Origin of the sequence: Phytobacter palmae, assembly GCF_039409775.1 — a bacterium.
Lineage (GTDB): Bacteria > Pseudomonadota > Gammaproteobacteria > Enterobacterales > Enterobacteriaceae > Phytobacter > Phytobacter palmae.
Genome location: NZ_JBCIVJ010000035.1, coordinates 13,624 through 30,664 on the forward strand (window position 1 = coordinate 13,624; position 17,041 = coordinate 30,664).

General features: G+C 51.8%; 18 protein-coding genes and 1 pseudogene. 8 read left to right on the forward strand and 11 right to left on the reverse strand.

Features of this window, described 5'->3' with window-relative positions:
• Window positions 1-12: 12 nt before the first annotated feature.
• Window positions 13-249, reverse strand: coding sequence for a tautomerase family protein (locus AAIG39_RS24045; protein WP_343194902.1), 237 nt, complete (start codon window positions 247-249; stop codon window positions 13-15).
• Between the two features lie 61 nt (window positions 250-310).
• Between AAIG39_RS24045 and AAIG39_RS24050 the strand changes: the two genes are divergently transcribed.
• On the forward strand, window positions 311-769 hold the full coding sequence (locus tag AAIG39_RS24050) for a winged helix-turn-helix transcriptional regulator (RefSeq protein WP_343194903.1): 459 nt from the start codon (window positions 311-313) through the stop codon (window positions 767-769).
• Between the two features lie 225 nt (window positions 770-994).
• Here the strand turns inward: AAIG39_RS24050 and AAIG39_RS24055 are convergent, their stop codons facing one another.
• Complete coding sequence (locus AAIG39_RS24055) at window positions 995-2,245, reverse strand: sensor histidine kinase (protein ID WP_343194904.1); 1,251 nt, start codon at window positions 2,243-2,245, stop codon at window positions 995-997.
• A gap of 23 nt (window positions 2,246-2,268) precedes the next feature.
• Window positions 2,269-2,964, reverse strand: a complete 696-nt coding sequence (locus AAIG39_RS24060) for a response regulator transcription factor (protein ID WP_343194905.1) — start codon at window positions 2,962-2,964, stop codon at window positions 2,269-2,271.
• Between the two features lie 100 nt (window positions 2,965-3,064).
• Here AAIG39_RS24060 and AAIG39_RS24065 point away from each other — a divergent pair, with 100 nt between their 5' ends.
• Window positions 3,065-3,781, forward strand: coding sequence for a phosphoethanolamine transferase domain-containing protein (locus AAIG39_RS24065; RefSeq protein WP_343194906.1), 717 nt, complete (start codon window positions 3,065-3,067; stop codon window positions 3,779-3,781).
• Between the two features lie 116 nt (window positions 3,782-3,897).
• Here the strand turns inward: AAIG39_RS24065 and codA are convergent, their stop codons facing one another.
• From codA to AAIG39_RS24095, 6 genes are all read right to left on the reverse strand, one after another.
• The gene (codA, locus tag AAIG39_RS24070; RefSeq protein WP_343194907.1) at window positions 3,898-5,136 is read right to left on the reverse strand and encodes a cytosine deaminase; all 1,239 of its coding nucleotides are present in this window, start codon (window positions 5,134-5,136) and stop codon (window positions 3,898-3,900) included.
• Complete coding sequence (locus AAIG39_RS24075; protein ID WP_343194908.1) at window positions 5,133-6,368, reverse strand: PucR family transcriptional regulator; 1,236 nt, start codon at window positions 6,366-6,368, stop codon at window positions 5,133-5,135. The genes codA and AAIG39_RS24075 overlap by 4 nt, the downstream gene beginning before the upstream one ends.
• Before the next feature lie 2 nt (window positions 6,369-6,370).
• On the reverse strand, window positions 6,371-7,633 hold the full coding sequence (gene codB / locus AAIG39_RS24080) for a cytosine permease (protein WP_090089109.1): 1,263 nt from the start codon (window positions 7,631-7,633) through the stop codon (window positions 6,371-6,373).
• Between the two features lie 537 nt (window positions 7,634-8,170).
• Entirely contained in the window at window positions 8,171-8,653 is a 483-nt protein-coding gene (locus AAIG39_RS24085) for a glutathione peroxidase (protein ID WP_343194909.1), read from the reverse strand.
• 93 nt (window positions 8,654-8,746) lie between these two features.
• A complete protein-coding gene (locus AAIG39_RS24090; RefSeq protein WP_090089113.1) occupies window positions 8,747-9,133 on the reverse strand; it encodes a VOC family protein in 387 nt (128 codons plus the stop codon).
• Between the two features lie 179 nt (window positions 9,134-9,312).
• The gene (locus tag AAIG39_RS24095) at window positions 9,313-10,515 is read right to left on the reverse strand and encodes an MFS transporter (RefSeq protein ID WP_343194910.1); all 1,203 of its coding nucleotides are present in this window, start codon (window positions 10,513-10,515) and stop codon (window positions 9,313-9,315) included.
• Between the two features lie 165 nt (window positions 10,516-10,680).
• On the opposite strand from AAIG39_RS24095, the gene AAIG39_RS24100 reads away from it, so the two are divergent.
• The 3 genes from AAIG39_RS24100 to AAIG39_RS24110 all read left to right on the forward strand — a co-directional run bounded on the left by AAIG39_RS24100 (window position 10,681) and on the right by AAIG39_RS24110 (window position 13,168).
• Window positions 10,681-11,301: a TetR/AcrR family transcriptional regulator gene (locus tag AAIG39_RS24100; RefSeq protein ID WP_343194911.1), complete on the forward strand. Its 621-nt coding sequence runs from the start codon at window positions 10,681-10,683 to the stop codon at window positions 11,299-11,301.
• A 403-nt stretch (window positions 11,302-11,704) separates the two neighbouring features.
• Complete coding sequence (locus tag AAIG39_RS24105) at window positions 11,705-12,157, forward strand: GNAT family N-acetyltransferase (RefSeq protein ID WP_343194912.1); 453 nt, start codon at window positions 11,705-11,707, stop codon at window positions 12,155-12,157.
• A gap of 465 nt (window positions 12,158-12,622) precedes the next feature.
• Complete coding sequence (locus tag AAIG39_RS24110; protein ID WP_343194913.1) at window positions 12,623-13,168, forward strand: cysteine hydrolase family protein; 546 nt, start codon at window positions 12,623-12,625, stop codon at window positions 13,166-13,168.
• A 396-nt stretch (window positions 13,169-13,564) separates the two neighbouring features.
• On the opposite strand, the pseudogene AAIG39_RS24115 reads toward AAIG39_RS24110, so the two are convergent.
• Window positions 13,565-14,296: pseudogene (locus AAIG39_RS24115) on the reverse strand (alpha/beta fold hydrolase); the annotation flags it as partial.
• Between the two features lie 110 nt (window positions 14,297-14,406).
• Here AAIG39_RS24115 and AAIG39_RS24120 point away from each other — a divergent pair.
• From AAIG39_RS24120 to AAIG39_RS24130, 3 genes are all read left to right on the forward strand, one after another.
• Entirely contained in the window at window positions 14,407-15,303 is an 897-nt protein-coding gene (locus AAIG39_RS24120; protein ID WP_343194914.1) for a LysR family transcriptional regulator, read from the forward strand.
• A gap of 430 nt (window positions 15,304-15,733) precedes the next feature.
• Entirely contained in the window at window positions 15,734-16,117 is a 384-nt protein-coding gene (locus tag AAIG39_RS24125; RefSeq protein ID WP_090088685.1) for a RidA family protein, read from the forward strand.
• Between the two features lie 6 nt (window positions 16,118-16,123).
• Window positions 16,124-16,264: a hypothetical protein gene (locus AAIG39_RS24130; protein WP_343194915.1), complete on the forward strand. Its 141-nt coding sequence runs from the start codon at window positions 16,124-16,126 to the stop codon at window positions 16,262-16,264.
• Window positions 16,265-16,501: 237 nt separating this feature from the next.
• Here AAIG39_RS24130 and AAIG39_RS24140 read toward each other — a convergent pair whose 3' ends face one another.
• Entirely contained in the window at window positions 16,502-17,038 is a 537-nt protein-coding gene (locus tag AAIG39_RS24140; protein ID WP_343194917.1) for a dihydrofolate reductase family protein, read from the reverse strand.
• Window positions 17,039-17,041: the final 3 nt, after the last annotated feature.

Sequence of the window (17,041 nt, forward strand, 5' to 3'; positions counted from 1 at the left end):
CCTGCTACCGCATCATGACTGCTGCGATGAGGCGAATTTTGCTGCAATCATTTCAGATGTAGGCTGAATTCCCCCAAGGCTCCACTGTTCCGGTTCATGCTCGTCAATTCGGATCCATACTGAGCGCCGAAACTCAGGATCGCCTTTCCCCTCAATTTCAACAATAAGGTCAGTCATTCGGTGCAGAAGTTCATTTTTTTGCTCCGGGCTCAAAATCCCTTTAATGGTTTGTACATTGACGAAGGGCATTGTATTCTCCTTAAATAGCTGGGTATGAAAATCATACTCAGATTAAGAGGCAACTGAACATATGTCAAAAGATAATTCATTACCGTACTTGTTACCTGAGCTTTGTGGGCTTGCCGCAGCAGCGGAACTACTTGGAGATCAATGGGTTTTGTTGATTCTAAGGGAGGCGTTTTACGGGGTAACGCGCTTTGAAACGATACGCGAACATACAAAAATGACGAAACAGACCCTGGCCAACCGATTAAAAAAAATGACTGAATTCGGTCTGCTGTGCAAAATTCCTTACCAGGAGGAGGGGGCACGTGAACGCTATGAATATATTCTGACGCCAAAAAGCCAGTCCCTGGCGCCGCTTCTTATTTCCCTGATGGAATGGGGGCATAAAAATATATTGCATGATGAGCCACATATTTCATTGGTTGATAAAAGGTCCGGGGACGTAGTACACAGCGCATTTGTATCAGTGAAGGGGGAGGTCGTTGATGCTAAAAACCTCCAGATAGTGGCTTTCAAACGTTAATTTAGCTGTTAACGTTATTCTCACAGATTGCGACAGATAGTGAAATTCCCCTTTGAAGCCCCTCTGCGGGAGTACGGGCTGAGGGGGAGGCGATGACGTTATTTCATGCAGAAAGAGAGGGATACCATAAACTACCGCGTTAAACCGATCATATGAGTAAACCGAGTTACGCATGACGCGGGCTGGTACGTTTTAAGTGAATACCTGTTTTATCTGAAATGCCTGTCACTCGGTATCATCTGGCGAGATAAGACGATGCATTACCAGCGTAAAAGAGGAGCCTTGTTCGGAACTTTCTACCGTCATGTGCCAGCACAGATGTTCAACAATACGCTGAACAATCGATAATCCAAGCCCTTCGCCATGTTGAGGCGAGCCAGACTGAAAGCGCTGAAACGCATGAGGCGCAATGCTCGACGGAAGTCCGGGACCGGTATCAGAGAGGGTTAACGTGGTGCCGCGCAACGTCAAACGAACTTCGCCTTCAATAGTGTACTGGCAGGCATTGCGTAGCAGGTTCCAGATTACGCTGCGTGCCAGTTCAGCATTAGTTGCAAGATGGATTTCCTGCGGTGCGTCCAGCCTGAGTTCGACGTTTTTTCTTGCCAGCCAGGGCTGGCAACGCGTCATGCACTCCTCGATCAGTGGGCGCAACGAGACGCTGGCTATGGGAAGCGTATGCGGATCCCGGGAGAGTAACAGCAGGCATGTCAGTTGACGCTCCATTTCCTGAGTGGTGCGCACGGCTCGCTGCGCGACCGGCAGTAAATGACTGTCCGCTGGTAACTGATGCAACAGGGTTTCTGCTGCACCGGCAATGATAGCCAGCGGTGTGCGTAATTCATGGCTGGCATCTCCTGCGAAACATCGCTCACGGTGCAAAAAACGCTCAAGTTCGTCACTGTGTTGGGCAAATGCGCGCGCCAGCACACCGATTTCATCATTCGAGTCCATGAACGGTAAGGGCTTCTGGTTGAGCTGCACTGCGTTCGCAAGCCTGGTAATGGGGACGGTAACACGCGCCGAGGTGAGACGTCCCATCCAGAATGCACCGAGGATACATAGCCCAATGACAAGCGGCGCAAAACTGTCAATCAACAACTCAAGACCGGCGTAACGTTCGCCATCCTGCAACAAATAAAAGCGCTGTGAATTAAGGTCAAAAACCAGCAGGTGGCGGTACTCAGACTCTTCCAGCCGGTGGTAGCCCGTCGCGAACCGGAGCAAGGTGTCGGGGACGGTCTGGGTGTTGTACAGCAGATTACCTGCGGGCAGGGTCGGAACAATGCCACTGGCGACATCTTCTTTCAGATGTGGTGCCACCTCATAGAGGTTTTCTGTCATCACCCATGCTCTGAGCTCATCGTAATCAAGCTGTTCTGCCACCACTAAAAACGCCATGACGGCAATCATCAGCAATACAAACGAAACAGTTATGCGCGTTTTAAGCGTTATCTGGCGGTAAAGGGATTTCATGAGTACTGGGCTGCCCCTGGTCGTTATTCTTCAGAAACCCCGCAGGGCTTATGCAGGCGAAAACCGATGCCATGTACCGTTTCTATCAGTGCAGGTGTGAAGTTTTTGTCAATACGCTGTCGTAAATCATGAATATGTGTGCGCAACGCGCCACTTTCCGGCGGTTCATCGCCCCAGAGCAGGTACTCCATCTCATGTTTCTTAACCACATCTGGTGCAGAGCGCATCAGACACAACAGCAATTTATGCGTGCTTGGTGTCAAATTGATGATTTTCCCCTGGCGCCATGCCTGCGGTGCGCTGGCATCCACGACCAGATCTTCCCATTTTAACGTCCCCTGAACTTGCCGGCCCTGAGCCCGGCGGACCAGCGCCTGGATACGAGCGTCTAGTTCCCTGAGAGAAAAGGGTTTAATGAGATAATCGTCAGCCCCAAGCGCAAACCCCTGTACCCGATCATCTACAGGATCACGTGCCGTCAACATCAGCACTGGCACCGGGTTTTGATAATCGCAGCGAAGTTTACTGCACAGTGTCATGCCATCCATACGCGGCAGCATCAGATCAAGAAGGATAGCGTCGTAATTATTCTGTGTTGCCAAACGCAGGCCTGTGACACCGTCACGTGCATCATCCAGGACATACCCCAGCGGCTCGAAAAAGTCATAAAGATTGGCAACCAATTCGGGGTTATCTTCGATAATAAGGAGGCGAGTCATAAGAAAATTGACGTATTCATAAAATGGCCGAATACCTTAACAACTTCCTGACACGGACTTATTGATACTCAGCACATTTCTGACACGCTGAGAACAGAGCATGTTTCTTCGTCCTTCATCGTTTCGGCTCAACCCCGTACAACTAACCTGGGTCGCAGCCTTGTTCTTTACGACCGTGGGTAATATTTCGCTTTGGCAAACCCTCTGGTTACAGATTGAGTTCTGCAGCATTGACCAGGTGCTGTTCTTTATCAGCCTGCCTGTTTCCCTTTTCTGCTGCATAAACCTTTTCCTTACGCCGTTAATGATTTTGCCGTACTTACGTAAACCCTTGTTAGTCGTGCTGGTGATTATCAGCGCCGGTTGTACTTATTTCATGCTTCGCTACGACATACTTATCGATCGCAATATGGTGCAGAGTCTCTTTGCAGGCGCTACGGCGGCTAAACTCATTTTGTCTTTCTCCATGCCTCTGGCGCTGAGCCTGTTTTTTCTGGGTGTTTTACCTGCGGCGGCGATAATTTATATACCGACAAAAAAACCAGGCTCACTCTCAGATACGCTCTTTTGGTGGCTGAGCCATATTCTGGTGACCCTGACTCTTTTTGCCGCAATACTACTTGCGCTTTATAAGGATTACGCCTCACTGCTGCGCGACAACAGGCATATAAAAGATCAGGTCGTGCCATTTAACATAGTCAGGAATACCCATAGCTACCTGGAACAGAAATCTGGCGTAAAGCCACACTCCTTACGGGCCGTGGCGAAAAGGGCGAGCCGGGTTGTTATGCTGTCAGGCGCAAAATCCGCCAGATGACTCATTTGCTGAGCAAAAGTTTGCCCCTTGTCTTAAGGATAATGAAAATCAGCGGTTGAGGGGATAAGGCGCATGTTTTCGCCCGACAGGTTAACCGGCCGGGCATGTTTCACCGGTCAGACCGGATAGCTAATCGCTTCCGGCTGGCGCTGCATAATGACTTTACCGTGACGAACAGATGCCAGCACTTTCGCCTGGCGGCACAGCGCATCGTAATCATTTTCCGCATCCAGGATCAGCAGGTTTGCCGGGCGCCCTTCGGCAATGCCGTAGTTATCACCCAGGCACAGCGCCCGGGCGCTGTTATCGGTAATAAGATCGAGGCAGCGCTGCAAATCTTCATATCCCAGCATGTGGCAAATATGCAGCCCGGCGTCGAGAATACGCATGATGTTGCCGTTGCCCAGCGGATACCACGGATCCTGAATGGAGTCCTGAGCAAAGCAGACATTGATCCCGGCGCGGTCCAGTTCTGCCACCCGTGTCACGCCGCGACGTTTCGGCCAGGTGTCGAAGCGCCCCTGCAGGTGGATGCTTTCGGTCGGGCAGGAGATAAAATTGATCCCGGATGCTTTTAACAGACGGAACAGTTTCGAGCAGTAGGCATTATCGTAAGAGCCCATGGCGCAGGTATGACTGGCGGTGACCTGTGCGCCCATTCCCCGTACCCGGGCTTCTTCCGCCAGCACTTCAAGGAAGCGCGACTGCGGATCGTCGATTTCATCGCAGTGCACATCCACCAGGCAGCCATGGCGCTGGGCCAGGTCCATCAGGAAAACCAGCGAGCTGACGCCTTTATCGCGGGTATTTTCATAGTGGGGAATGCCCCCCACCACATCAGCGCCCATCTCGATAGCGCGGGTCATCAGCTCACGTCCGCCGGGGAAGGATTCAATGCCCTCCTGGGGAAAAGCAACGATTTGCAGGTCGATAAGATGGGCGGCCTCTTTTTTCACTGCCAGCATCGCCTCAAGCGCTGTCAGGGACGGATCGGTCACATCAATATGGGTACGCACGTGCTGCACGCCGTTATCGCGAAGCATACCGATGGTTTTCAGCGCTCGCTGGCGGGTATCCTCAACCGTTACGCTCTCTTTGCGCTGGCTCCAGCGGCTGATCCCCTCAAAGAGCGTGCCGCTCATGTTCCACTCCGGCTCGCCCGCCGTCAGGGTGGCATCGAGATGGATGTGTGGCTCGACGAACGGCGGGATAACCAGCTTTTGTTGTGCGTCGAGGTCGCCAGCCCCGGTTACCGGCGTTGAGGTCTGCAAAGTGATGCTCTTAATCACAGTGCCATCTATTTCAAGCGTATAGAGCGCTTCTTTATGGCGCAGACGCGCGTTGATAATTTTCATAAATGTTCCCGTAAATGGTTTTGTGACATACGCCAGATCGTCAAAGCAACCGAGGCGTTGAGATGAAATTGCGGATGGTTAATCGGATAGCTGGTCAGCTTTTCAATGCGCTGGATGCGTTGATGTAATGTGTTGCGGTGAATGCCAAGCCGCCCGGCGGCCCTGACCACGTTCCCGTTCTCCTGAAGCAGCGTCTCCAGCGTCTCCATTAACAGCCACGGACTTTTGCGATCGCGCTCGATCAGGCAGCCGAGGGTGTCATGCAGAAAATCGCTCAACAGCGCCGGGTCGCCGATCGCAGAGAGGAGTTTGATAAAACCCAGCTGTTGATAGTCGGTAATGCGCTGGGCCGGACGCAGAGTATCGCTAAGATCCAGGGCCTGACGCGCCTGTGACAGCGCGCGCTGATAGTCCTGTAGTTGCTGCACCCTCGCAGAAAGGCCGCACAGCAGTGACAGCCCATCGTCACCTTCCGCGAGTGTCAATAGCCACTGCTGTAACCACGTTTTCTGCTGATAGAACTCTCCGTCCTCATCCGGGAGCAGGAAGATAAACATATTGCTGCGTTCTACCAGCGGAAAGGGGTTCTCCTGCTGATTAAGTTGCTGCTGTAATCGCTGGCGTATGGTCCGGCGGGCCTGCTGCAACCATGCTTCGGCCTGTCCGGGCGGAAACTGGCGAAACAGATTCTGTATCCCTTCAAGGCGCAGGGCAACCACCCGTAAGGGGCGGGTAAAATCCAGACGCTGGTGGATAGCACGTTGCTGCAGGATTTGCAGATCGGGAAAATCTCCGGTTAATAATTGCAGCAGAATATCGCGCTGGGATTGCAGGGCGCTTTCGCTGCGCACCAGCGCGGTGCCGATGCGTTCGGTGACAATCACCATCTTTAGCAGATAGGGCTGCTCGATGAGTGGAATGCCAAGCTCATCGGCAAGAGCTATCAGGCGCGGTGGGATCGCCTGAATATAGGCATCCCCGGTGAGGATAACCATTCCGGCAATCCCGCGCTGCTTGCCTTCCATCAACAAATGGACCAGGTTGTCTTCATCCCGGGGATGGTTGATTCCGGTGATAAAGACCAGCTCCCCGCCCATAATCCATTCGGTGATATTTTCATTTTCCGCCACGTAGTACCAGCGAACCGCGAGCTGTAGCCCCTGTTTACCCGCGCGCAGGCGCATGGCGGAGAGTTCCTCCAGGGCAAGGATTTCGCTGACCGTCAGGCTCATAACTACTGCTCCGCGACCGAATCAGCGGCGGGCTGGCGTTTGCTCAGACGGGTCAGGGCGATATAGACCAGCGCGGAGACGCTAATGCCAACCAGCGGGGCTATCCATGGCGACAGGTAAGCCACCACGGCGCCCACGGCGTAGGCGCCAAGCCCCAGCCAGTTAAAGCGCGGTAAGCGGGCAGTTTGCAGTAGCGGATAGCGGCCAGCGCGATAAAACCAGTAGTCGGCGAGGATAACGCCGCCGATGGGCGGAATAATGCTGCCCAGCAGCACAAGGAAAGGGATCAGCATTTCATACATACCGCCAATCGCCAGAACAATGCCAACACCGGCTGCGACTACGGTCAACGTACGGCGGCGCTCGCTGCGCAGCAGATGGCAGGCGGCGGCAGAGACGTTATAAATCGTGGGTCCCTGAATGGTCAGCAGATTGAGGCACAGCATCACCACCGCGGCGACGGAGAGCCCTTGCAGAATCAGCACTTCTACAATATCGGCCTGCTGGTAGACGATGGCGCACCACGCCCCGGCAACAATCATCAGCCCGTTGCCGATCAGGAAGCTGCTCATGCTGGCAACGATAGCGGTACGGCTGGAGTTGGCCAGCCTGGTCCAGTTCGTTGCCTGAGTTGCGCCGCTGGCGAAGGTGCCGAACACCATGGTGATAGCTGCCGACCAGGTCATGGTTTCGCCCGGTTCGATTTTTGTCATTGCCTGCCAGCCGCCGGCGTGATGGGCGGCAAGGTACATCGAAACTACCAGCAGAATGAACATCAGCGGGACAGAGACGCGAGATAGCGCATCCAGCCCCTTGTAGCCCACCAGCGCGGTAACGCAGAACAGGATCCCGAAGAGGACCATTAAAGGTATGGTCATAACGGCGGGCAGGGCGAGAATTTTGACCAGTGAGATGGCGACCGTCGCGGTACCCCAGGCGTACCAGCCCAGTTCGGCGAAGCCGAGAATAAAATCGGCGAGTTTGCTGCCGATTTCCCCGAAGCAAAAACGGCCCATCAATACGGTATTCAACCCGCTGCGTGCGGCAATCCAGCCGAGTGATGCGGCGTAGAGGGCCAGCAGAAAGTTACCGATAACCGCAATCCACAACAGATTAACGATAGAAAAAGAGACGCCAAGTTTGCCGCCTGCGAACATTGTGCCGGTAAAAAAAGTAAAGCTGAACAGAACCATGGAGATCGAAAATACGCCCTTACGCCCGGAGGCTGGCGCTTCGATAAGCGGAAAATCATTGCTGCTTGACATAGTTAAACCTCTGAGTGGCTATCTGAATGGCTACGCAGAAAATAGCAAGAGGTATGCCAAAATTATCCGTGCAGAGGTAACACAACGAAGTGGGCACTTTGCACATAAAATTCGATTAATCAGCAGGTCAATGTCAGCATATTGTGCATGGTGCAAATATTCGCACCATAACAGAGCAGCGGCGAACAGAGCCGTGTTTGCGTATAGTCACTCTGAAAGAGGGACAGGAGAGTTGCCCGGAAAGGGGAAAGTTCAGCCGGGAAGGCTTGAGCGAAGAGGGGACGTTAGCGCTTTCGGCTTATTGTCACGACAATAGATCTCTGCAGAAAGGGGGCGACTCATTATCGCAACATTTGCCCGGAAAGAGGCTGGCTTACCGCAGGTTTACTTTTTACAGCGCAAACGCAATGATGCTCAACCTCTTCCTGTACTCTTCTGCATTAAGCCACAAGAGGTAAACGTCGTCAGATCTGCTACAAACGGATAATGCGTTTCACGCACACGCTCCGGAATTGAAAGAGCGAATGAGCGAAACCCTTAGTTTTCGAGTGCCGCAAGGATGGTGGCTTCCATTTTTTCCGGGGTGGTGAACGGCGCAAAACGCTTGAGCGGTTTACCGTCGCGCCCAATCAGAAACTTAGTGAAGTTCCACTTGATCCGCCTGCCAGGCAGGCCGGGCAACTCATTTTTCAGGTAACGAAACACCGGGTGCGCGGCGCTTCCATTGACCTCTACTTTCTCAAACATCGGGAAGCTCACACCATAATTGATGTAACAGGTCTGAGCGATTTCCCCGGCGCCGCCGGGTTCCTGCTTACCGAACTGGTTGCAGGGGAAACCCAGTATCACCAAACCCCGGGCGGCGTACTTCTTATAGAGCGCCTCAAGGCCGCCGTATTGTGGCGTGAAGCAGCAATGGCTGGCGGTATTAACGACCAGGACTACCTTACCCGCGTAGTCGGCCATAGAGATAAGCTGGCCGCTCAGACTGGTGGCTGTAAGCTGATGAAAAGTAGTCATAGCGTAATCCTCAAAACAGAACCTCTTCGATGCCGGCATTGCCACGTAGTGTGTTAACGCCGTAGCAGGGGAAATGATAAGGGTTAATATCGGTTATCCCCACGCCTTATTTTGTATAACGACTCTGTACCCATCGGGATCAATAAACGTCTTTCCGTTCACATCCCAATAAGGATTAAAGGAACGAACCTCTTTGAAACCCGCCTCGGCCATTCTTGCGCAGGTCTCTTTCCACTCATCTTTTTCCGGATAATAGAGAACAAGCAAGTCTTCTTCTGTCCAGGAAGGTGACACCGGATGGTGCTTGCATACCGTCATTTCAATATGCCAGGGCAATCCTTCGCAACCTGACATTATGCCGTTGAAACCGTCATGATCCGTGAATTCAGCAATTTTTTTCAGGCCCAATCCATGGCTGTACATCAGAAAAGATCTTTCAAGGTTAGTAACGGGTCTGGCAATGCGCATGTGAGTAAACATTGCGGATATTCCTTTTAATCTATTAAGTCTGCGAAATCTGTCCAGATTTTACATACGAATAGCTTTTTGATTTGTCCGTTAGAGTCATGAAGCGAGGAGCGGACATACCCGCCATAAAGTACGGCGCAACCCCTCCGTGTTAAGAGTGAGCGTGAGTATTTTATTGCGGTTGATTGATTCTAGTAATGATTTCTGGCCCCTGGCCGGAAAGCATGCTTTTTAGCGAAATAAGCACAAAGAAATGCGACAGTCATTAACGCCAGGAGCGCCCATGGAAATGATACTGCACCGGCATTATCGAGGAGCAGACCTCCGATAACGCCGCCGCTGGCAATTGCCAGATTCCATGCGGTGGTCACCATCGCCTGAGCCACATCGACATGATTACCGGCTGCATCAGCCGCCGCCGTCTGCATCTGGGTTGACGCACCCCCGAATGACCACCCCCAGACGATAATACCCACGAATACTATTACGGGTTCCCGCATGCCTGCAGTCAGCACCAGTGAAACAGCTGCCAGCGCCGCGAGGCTGAGCAGAACAAGTCTGCGCAGATGACGATCAACCAGCGCGCCGGTTACCCAGATGCCAACAAGTGCAGCAAGACCAAAGAGAAGCAGGATAAGACCGATTTGCGAGGTCAGGCCCGAGAGTGTCAGAAAGGGGCCGATAAACGTATAAAGAATGTTATGTGCTGTCATCCAGAGAAAAATGACCGCCAGAACCGGGCGAACGCCGGGCATCAGGAAGACGTTCCACACGGATAATCGCTGCGCAGCTTGCTGTCCCGGCAGGTCGGGAACTGCAACCAGCGTCCAGATTAACAAAATGACCGCCAGTGCTGCCATGAGCCCGAACGGCACTCTCCATCCCATCATGCCGCCCAGCCATGTCCCCGCAGGCGTCCCCAGCGACAGGGCAACCGGAATTCCCACCATAGCAATAGCCAGCGCGCGGCCCTGCAAATCTACCGGAACGAGGCGCCGCGCATAGCCAGCGAGTATTCCCCAGGCAAGCCCTGCAGCTACGCCGGACATAAATCGGGCAGCCAGCGTCAGCCAGTAGCTGGAGGAAAGGGTGGTAATGGTATTGAAAACCAGAAAGATCCCGATGGCCACCAGCAACACTTTTTTACGGCGCCATCCACTTGTCAGCACCGTTAGCGGGATAGCTGCGAGAAGCGAACCCAGTGCATAGATACTTACCAGTTGGCCCGCCATTACCTGCGATACGCCAAGGCCTGCTCCGATTTGTGAAAGCAGGCCCGCCGGCAGAGTCTCAGTCAGGATGGCAATGAAGCCGGTCATAGCAAACGCCAGCAGGGGTAGCAGAGGTAAGCGGCGTTGTGTCGTGGTTTCACCTGATTCAGTTTCAGCGTACACGTTGGATCCTTTTGAAGAGTTAAAAAGCGAAAGCAGCACCCGGAATCAATTCTGAGTTATGTACCAATCAGTATATAACTCGAAAACTATAGCCCGGACCGGAGGTTGTCAAGCACATATGTATCGATTAGTATTTATGTAAGTTTTGCGAAAGCAGGAGCGGATATGGCAAAGATGGGACGTCCACGATTATTTGACCGGGAAGAGGCAGTTCGTCAGGCGATGTACCTTTTTTGGCAGTATGGCTATGAGTCTACTTCTCTCGCCCTGCTTAAAGCACATCTCGGCAACGGCATTACGGCACCGAGTTTTTATGCGGCATTTGGTTCGAAAGAGGCGCTGTTTGAAGAAGTTGTTGATTGCTATTTGTCGACTTATGGCCAGGTTAATGATTGCCTCTGGGACGATACTCTTACACCGCGTGAGGCCACTGAACTAGCGTTGCGTCGTTCAGCAAAAATGCAGACAGAGCAGGGGCACCCAAGCGGTTGCCTGATAGCGTTATCCGTCAATACCTGTTCGCCCGGACACGAGCATATCCGCAAGATGCTGGAAGTACGACGCACCCGTACCCGCGAAGGGTTCCTTAACTGTGTCCGCAGAGCAATAGATGCGGGTGAACTGGCCGCAGATACCGATGCACGGGCGCTGGCTATGTATTTGCACAGCTTTGAGATAGGCCTGTCAACTCAAGCGCGTGATGGGGCAACAGGCGAAGAACTTAATACCTCGGTATCATTCGCGATGAAGGGCTGGGACGCAAATCGTGTACTGAGTGTTAATTAACGAGAGCGTGATACGATTAACCTCCGCTCCTGGCACAACAGGGGATGAGCAGGCTTCTGCGGCCGGCGTCTGACGGGCCGCCAATTTTGCTCAGTATTCTTTTATATCCCGATGAGCAATCATCAGGAAATATATGAAATCAGGCAATTCGAGAGGTATGGCAAATCAGGGATGGCTGCCGCCGGAATACTGGCGGGACTCCGCCAAAGCCTGAACGATAATTTGGGTCGCACTAGCGGCCTTTTTTATGCCTGCCGTGTAAATTGCAGGCACAATCCGGCATCTATCGCCGCAGCGGTAGCAGAACGGCTGGCAAACCCGCTCGTTTTCGTCATACAGCGCTGGCCTGAACAGTCCGGCTATTCTCACCAGATTATGCAAACTGAAATCATTGGAACGGCTCATGAATATCCAATTCACAACCTTCACCCCGGACAGCCCGGGATTTGCGGAGTTAAAATCGCAGAGCATCGCTGAAGGGTTGAACATGCTACGCCGACTTGAAGAAAACTGGCTAAGCGGACAAAACCGCTTTGACAGGCCCGGAGAAAAACTACTTGGGGCTTATGCTGATGGTTTAATTGTTGGCGTGTGCGGACTTAACATCGATCCTTTTACGCAAGAAACTGGCACTGGACGTCTGCGACATCTCTATGTAGACATGCGATGGAGAAGAAATCGGGTTGGCAGCGGTTTACTCAGCGAAATACTGAGGGACGCTGATCTCTGGTTTGATTTTATCAACACGAACGCGCCATCATCGGCATTCACCTTCTATGAACGGGCTGGCTTTGTCGCTTTGTCTGGTATGGACAAAGTTACACACCACTTATGTCTGAGAAAGCCCGTACGGTAATACACTCTCGTTTTGGCTACACCGCCCATTGTGCCCAGTGCCAGACTGGCCTGATGGCATTCCCATCCGCCGCCCGGGTCAGAATTTGACGGCCTTCGTTCTAAAGCAACCGAACGGCTGCTCAGAGCGAGGAGCGGAAGCTAGTATTAGCTTTTGTGGGGTCGTGATATGCCAACAGGAGACGCCATCAATCAGGAAACATATACGTTGAAATCACTGATTTCCGATGCTAAAAGATGAAGAGCATGTTTTAAGATTCTTGGTATTTACTGATTCTCAACTTAACAGAGCACGTCTGAAAATGATTAAGTTAGTTAAGCCAGTGACAACCGCGACCACCACCGAAACCTTCGGCGGCGTGTGCGCATCTGTGACTGACTTCTGACAAAACAGATTCTGACTCCCCGCCCAACCGGACGGGGAAGGAAATCTCTCCGTTCATGACTTACTGAATGGAGATACATCATGATTTCATCTGAAAATGCACTTTTAGTTATCGATATGCAGCAGGGGCTTTTCAGCGGCCCCTCTTCACCCCATTGCGCAGACTCGGTTTTGTCAAACATTTGCCTGCTTATAAAAAAAGCCAGGCAGGCGCAAGTGCCGGTATTTTTTGCCCGTCACACCGGACCTGACGATTCCCCCTTCTCTGAGCAAAGTCCCTTAACACAACTGATACCCGAAATGAGGGTGAATGCTGAACTCGATGTCGTTTTCATCAAAAAGTATCCCAGCTGTTTCCGGAATACCTGTCTTCAGCTTCAGCTCGGCAAGCGGGGAATAAAACAACTTGTCATCGCCGGGATGAAAACAGAATTCTGTGTGGACACTACCTGTCGTGCAGCGCCTGAACTCGGGTTCAGAACCGTGCTGATTTCAGATGCGCACACAACAATGGATAACCGCTACCTGGCAGCTAACGAAATCATCAACCATCACAACGCCACCCTGGCAGGCCCATTTGTAACACTTGCGACTGCTGCGGACTGGAGCTTTTATTCTGAGAAATGAGTTAAAACTGAGAGCCGCCCGCCGGGCGGCTGAAGTGCAAAAGTCCGCTATGAGCGAGGAGCGGACATTCAATGGGGATAAAATGTAGCTAGCAAAACCATCAACAAGGAATCTGGCAACTCGTGAAACGTGCACCATCAGAATTGCTGCTTTAACCGGCCGTGATGATGTCAGCGCGATTAAAGCCATCCGTAGTGCTTCAGGATTACTTTCAATAACAGTTCCATCAGTCATTTTCATGGTGGCGCGGTTACTGAAAACAGACATTAAGTTATCAATTTTTCCCGCATTAAATGCTTCATCAAAGGCGGCGATGGTTTCACCAGGTGAGTGATAAACCGCGGCACTCTTTTCAATCGATGCAGCGAAGGCAGCCAGGTGACTGGCGATCACACCGGGTGATTCAAGCGGTGAAAGGTGTCCCGTTCCGGGAATAATATACATCGCTGCGTGAGGAATACGGGGTAACAACTCTCTTTGCAAAGTTTCCGGGGTATCGACCCGGTCCAGTTCCCCTGAGATGACTCTGACCGGAACATTAATGGAGGCGACTTCCCGGGTGATGTCCTCGCTGATCGCTACACCGGGCCAGCCTGCTTTGGCTCCGACTGACGCTCCTAAACTGTCCTCGATAACCTGCTCACGAAGCGCAGGACTGAGCGGCCGCGCCGTCAGGACATTATCGATGACAAACCCGACTGATTCGCGGCTGTTATAGGCGCTGGATAGTCTGTCGCGCTCCTCTGAGGAAAGCAGCATGGGGGAAGGTGGGGAGGGTGCAATGAGAACCAGACCCTCAAGCCCTTCGGGCTGGCGCGATGCCATCAATTGGGCGACCTTCCCCCCCATCGAATGGCCAACCAGAATGTAGCGTTTAAGCTCAAGCGCCGAAATAACGCCTTCGGCATCCCGGGCAAGGTCTTCAATCCTGTATCCGGATTCGGGAGCGTCTGACAAGCCCCAGCCACGATGATCAATGGCAACCGTGCGGTAGCGGTCTGGTAACTGACCTGTCACGCTCTCCCATGTACGGGATGAGCCGCCATAATAGTGCAAAAAAACCAGCGCAAGTTCACCGCTGCCCTGTAGCTGTACATTGATACCCGTATTGTTCACGTTAATTTTCATTGTTTCACACCTCCTGAGGAATGAAAACAATGTTAATCACAGCCTCAATTAATGATAATCCGTGAAATAATATCGATAGACGATACTCAAATTATCGAATGGCGGGATTTATGGACAGATTTATCAGCATGCAGATTTTTATGTCGGCAGTGGAAGAAGGAAGTTTTGCGGCGGCTGCAAGACGTTTTAAGCTTTCAGCGGCAATGGCAGGAAAACATGTCAGTGCTATTGAATCCGATTTAAATGCACGACTTATTCAGCGTTCAACACGTCGTCTGAGCCTGACGGATGTGGGGCAGCGATATTATGAACGTTGCAAAGTTATTCTTGAGGCTGTGGAAGATGCGAACAGAGAAGCGAGAGATGTCCAGGCAACACCGCGCGGGTTACTTCGCATTGCTGCGCCGGTCGCCTTCGGTGCAATGTATCTTGGGGCGATCGTGTCACGTTATCTGGAACAATTTCCGGAGGTCAGTCTGGATGTTGTGCTTGAAGATAAATACGCAGACCTGCTTGAAAATCGAATTGATGTTGCCATCAGGGTTGGGAGTCTTGACGATCCGTCGCTGGTTACCCGGCGGCTGGCGCCCTGCAAGATGGTTTTATGTGCATCACCAGAGTATCTGAAAAAACATGGCACACTAGAGACGCCGGAAGATATTTCCCGCGCACCGCGTCTGGCGTTCAGCCAGGCGGTTTCAGCGGGAGACTGGACAATTTGCCACCCTGACGGCAGCCTCCACCGTATCGAAAGTGCATGCCGAATCACGTCCAATAATATTCAGTTACTTCTGGAATCCGCCCTGGCAGGAACAGGCATAGCATATGGTCCCAGTTTTGTTTTTTGTGAGCATATAAAACAGGGCAGACTGATTGAGCTGCTGCCAGCGTACAAGACAACGGAACTTACCATTCAGGCAGTGTATCCCAGTGCGATACGCATTCCTTTCAAGGTTCGTAGCTTTGTAGATTTCATTGCCGAAGCTTTAAGAGATACACAGCTGTAAAGAGAGAAAAAATGAAATATACGTTCAGTAATGTCAGCTTTGGCACAAAGCGGAAAAACCGACTGAACAGTATGGCCGCTGTGAGCGAAGAGCGGAAGTAGTCACTTTTATGGTCTGCTCCCACAAAAGTGACTACAGGAACAGTTGCTATTCAATCCTGTGGCAAATGGCGTTCATGCCGGAGATGCGAATGATCTGTCACAGAAAGACTCAGGCTCGCAAAGTAAGATAGTTATGGAGAGTCCGTATAGGTTTCAGCCGTTTAATAGCGAAGTGTTGCGTGAGTTAGCGGATGATGGCAGCCCAAGAGCTAAAGATAAACTTAGAGAGTACACATTTAAAAGGAAGTGAAAAATGGAGAGATACTTATTAGATATCACCGATAGTTACGAGCGATTGGCATTGATTAAGTCATTAACCTGAGAAAATCATGAAAAAATCGATAGTTCCTGATGAGTTCCAGCATTATTTCAATGACTGGCATTTCTCCCCCATCATCGAAGCTGATGGCACGGTTTATCTTTCAGGTGTTACTGCCGCACGTAAGGACAAACCTATAAGTAAGCATCCTGAAGAACAATTCCACGATGCGTTTTATAAGCTTGGCGTTTATTTAAAAGCTGCCGGTTTAAACTATGAAAACATCCTTGAGATGACCACCTTTCATATTGATCTCAAAAAACATATAGACGTTTTTTCTAAAGTAAAAGATGAATATATAAAGGCTCCATACCCGGCATGGTCAGCGATTGGCGTATCGGAATTTATTCCAGAAAATGCACTGGTGGAAATGCGGATTGTGGCAAAAAGGTAGTTCCGCGTGTGTCCAACAATTGATAACAATATCCGCTTCTGGCGCAACGCAGACGACGCAGGGCTGGCCGTCCGCTTTGAGCGAGAAGTGGAAGCAGGCATTTTTGCCCGGGCTGGCCCACGACGCAGATTAATGCTGTGCTCATGACGAGGGCGGTTTGAAGGCCTCTGGACTGACACCGCTGAGAGGGCTGTGGCTCCGGGACCGGTTGTAGAACACGTCAATGTGATCGAAGATATTGCCACGGGCCAGATCCGGGTTTTGTTGATCTGTTCTCTGATGCTCTCTTCGTTAACAGTAGCAAGATTGTCGAAGTAAGAGAGTACCGCTCTCAGCAGGGCGGTACGCTCACTTTAGCGAAGGCCGCAGCTATGTTTTTGCGGTTTATGACATCAGCCGATAGTGCGACTGCACCAGACCCGAAGGGAAGCTGCGGCTTGATAACAGAGTCAAATCTATATCCCCGTTCAGGGATCCGAACAACGGTTTTCCTGAACCGAGCAGGACAGGAACGGTGGTGATAACGATATCGGAGACCAGACCTTCGCGCAGGAACGACTGTATTACCTGCCCGCCATCGATATAGACGCGATGTGCGTTCTGCCCCTTGAGGTCAGCCAGTACCTCTGCTGGCGTGCGGCATGAGAACTGCACTTTGCCCTTTAGTTTCTCGGGTACGGGGAGATCGGTTAGCTGTCGGGAGAGCACCAGCACGGGGCGATCATAAGGCCATTCGTCAAAGGTTAGTACCTTCTCATAACTGCCCCGGCCCATAACTATCCAATCCTTGTCCGCGATGAATGCGGCATAACCATGATCTTCTGTCGGATCATCGCGCTGCAACAACCAGTCGATATCGCCATCCTGTCGGGCGATATAACCATCAAGACTGACCGCGATAAAAACATGTGTGGTGACCATCGA

Excerpts from the sequence above, each read along its gene's own strand:
- AAIG39_RS24100 (WP_343194911.1), top strand. The coding sequence starts at position 10,681 with ATGGCAAAGATGGGACGTCCACGATTATTTGACCGGGAAGAGGCAGTT.
- AAIG39_RS24065 (WP_343194906.1), top strand. The coding sequence starts at position 3,065 with ATGTTTCTTCGTCCTTCATCGTTTCGGCTCAACCCCGTACAACTAACC.
- AAIG39_RS24105 (WP_343194912.1), top strand. The coding sequence starts at position 11,705 with ATGAATATCCAATTCACAACCTTCACCCCGGACAGCCCGGGATTTGCG.
- AAIG39_RS24055 (WP_343194904.1), bottom strand. The coding sequence starts at position 2,245 with ATGAAATCCCTTTACCGCCAGATAACGCTTAAAACGCGCATAACTGTT.
- AAIG39_RS24140 (WP_343194917.1), bottom strand. The coding sequence starts at position 17,038 with ATGGTCACCACACATGTTTTTATCGCGGTCAGTCTTGATGGTTATATC.
- AAIG39_RS24045 (WP_343194902.1), bottom strand. The coding sequence starts at position 249 with ATGCCCTTCGTCAATGTACAAACCATTAAAGGGATTTTGAGCCCGGAG.
- AAIG39_RS24125 (WP_090088685.1), top strand. The coding sequence starts at position 15,734 with ATGAAAAAATCGATAGTTCCTGATGAGTTCCAGCATTATTTCAATGAC.
- AAIG39_RS24090 (WP_090089113.1), bottom strand. The coding sequence starts at position 9,133 with ATGTTTACTCACATGCGCATTGCCAGACCCGTTACTAACCTTGAAAGA.
- AAIG39_RS24075 (WP_343194908.1), bottom strand. The coding sequence starts at position 6,368 with ATGAGCCTGACGGTCAGCGAAATCCTTGCCCTGGAGGAACTCTCCGCC.
- codB (WP_090089109.1), bottom strand. The coding sequence starts at position 7,633 with ATGTCAAGCAGCAATGATTTTCCGCTTATCGAAGCGCCAGCCTCCGGG.
- AAIG39_RS24060 (WP_343194905.1), bottom strand. The coding sequence starts at position 2,964 with ATGACTCGCCTCCTTATTATCGAAGATAACCCCGAATTGGTTGCCAAT.
- AAIG39_RS24120 (WP_343194914.1), top strand. The coding sequence starts at position 14,407 with ATGGACAGATTTATCAGCATGCAGATTTTTATGTCGGCAGTGGAAGAA.
- codA (WP_343194907.1), bottom strand. The coding sequence starts at position 5,136 with ATGAAAATTATCAACGCGCGTCTGCGCCATAAAGAAGCGCTCTATACG.
- AAIG39_RS24110 (WP_343194913.1), top strand. The coding sequence starts at position 12,623 with ATGATTTCATCTGAAAATGCACTTTTAGTTATCGATATGCAGCAGGGG.
- AAIG39_RS24050 (WP_343194903.1), top strand. The coding sequence starts at position 311 with ATGTCAAAAGATAATTCATTACCGTACTTGTTACCTGAGCTTTGTGGG.
- AAIG39_RS24085 (WP_343194909.1), bottom strand. The coding sequence starts at position 8,653 with ATGACTACTTTTCATCAGCTTACAGCCACCAGTCTGAGCGGCCAGCTT.